The 1835-nt window shown below is 35.8% G+C and carries 2 protein-coding genes; both read right to left on the reverse strand.

Annotated features, from left to right (window positions below; all coding sequences use genetic code 11):
• Positions 1-142: 142 nt before the first annotated feature.
• Positions 143-1255: an RNA-guided endonuclease TnpB family protein gene (locus HRG09_RS27985; protein ID WP_174104055.1), complete on the reverse strand. Its 1113-nt coding sequence runs from the start codon at positions 1253-1255 to the stop codon at positions 143-145.
• 11 nt (positions 1256-1266) lie between these two features.
• A complete protein-coding gene (gene tnpA / locus HRG09_RS27990) occupies positions 1267-1665 on the reverse strand; it encodes an IS200/IS605 family transposase (protein WP_174104056.1) in 399 nt (132 codons plus the stop codon).
• Between the last annotated feature and the right edge of the window lie 170 nt (positions 1666-1835).

Here is a 1835-nt window from a genome sequence, read left to right on the forward strand (position 1 = left end):
GTGAACTACCCGCCACTTAGTAACTCTTACGAGTTTACTTGAAGTGGGGGCTTCTCGGTTAGTCGTTCCTTTTGATAGCTAACGAATTCGTCCTAAGACAGCCGAGCTAACTCCCTTGTTCCAAAGGTTATTTTGTTGCGATTTATGCTAATGCTACTAGGCGTATTGCTTCATTTTTGATATTGATGGCTGAGTTATAATCTCTATCGAGATTTACACCACATGTACAAGAATATACTCGCTCAGACAATGGCATATCTCTCACACTTCCACAACTGCTACATGTTTTTGTGGAAGGAAACCATTTATCTATTTTCACAAGTTGTTTGCCTTGTTCGTGTAGTTTATAAGCTAAAAAAGAAGTGAACATACCCCAACCATTGTCAGCTACACTCTTTCCAAAGTGAAGTGCTTGCGACATTCCTTTCATGTTTAGGTCTTCAATCGCTACAACATCAAAATGAGTAGCTAATTTTTTAGACTTATGATGAAGGAAATTCTTACGTTGATTAGCTACTTTTTCGTGTAACTTCGCTACACGGATACGTTGTTTATTCCAGCGTTCAGAACCTTTCGTACGTCTTGATAATACTCGTTGTGCCTTTGCTAATTGGTCTAACATTTTACGATAGAACTTAGGATAATTGGCTTTCTCACCCTCAGAACTAACGTATAATCCATCCATCGCAAAGTCTAATCCAACAACTGTTTCTACTTCTTTTTGTACAATTTTTTTCTCATATTCAGTCAAGATGGACACATAGTATTTACCAGTAGGTGTCATGGAGATTGTACACGACTTGATCCTATGGTCTTGTGGTATTTCTCTATGCTGTTTGATACGTACCATTTTCAGTTTTGGTAATTTGATATGACCATTTAGTAACATAATATTTCCGTTCACTACATTCGTTGTATAAGACTTTCTACCTTTTTTACTTTTGAATGTTGGGAAGTCGTTTTGGCCGCTAAAGAAATTCTTATAGGCAGTTTGCAAGTTTAGTTGAGCATTTGCCAGAGCTAATGAATCAACTTCTTTCAACCATTCCAACTCTTCTTTGTATTTTGCTGGAGTTGGAAATTTTTGTTTCTTTAGTTGTTCCTTATCATCTTTGTATTTCTCATATACTTCTTTCCGTTCAGCCAACATTCTGTTATATACGAAGCGTACACAACCAAAGGTTTTACGTATAAGATATGCTTGTTCTTCTGTTGGATACAAACGAAATTTATATGCTTTATTATGCTTTGTCATATCATTTCACCTCACTTTTCACCTTGATTTTCAATATACTTCTTTACTATGTCTATTGGTGAACCACCAGTAGTTAGTAGGCAAAAACTTCTTGACCAAAACATCTCTTTCCAAAGTTTCTTTTTTACCTGTGGAAAATCTCTTTTAATGAGTCGAGAACTTGCACTCTTATATGCATTGATGAACTTTGTCATTTCTGTATTAGGATGCGCCTTGAACAAGATATGTACATGGTCAACATCATGATTCCATTCTACCAATGTTATATTGTACTTCTCGGATAACCGTACAAACATGTTTTTTGCATAGTCTGACATATCATCATCAAATACATTTCTTCTGTATTTCACAACTAATACAAGGTGATAATACAATAGGAACACTGAATGATTATTACTATCTAATTTCACTGTTATACCAACCTTTTTATTTTATAAGACTGATTATACCATAGAGAAAATAAAAAGCACAGTTACATGCTTTTCGGCTGCGCCAAACCGAAATTCATCTCCCACCTATCGTTGGGCTATTGCCCTTCACACGCTTGAGGAAGGAGACTTCTTTCGGGTAATTCGTTAAA

The organism is Bacillus sp. Xin1 (assembly GCF_013314535.1).
In the GTDB taxonomy this organism is placed as follows: domain Bacteria; phylum Bacillota; class Bacilli; order Bacillales; family Bacillaceae_G; genus Bacillus_A.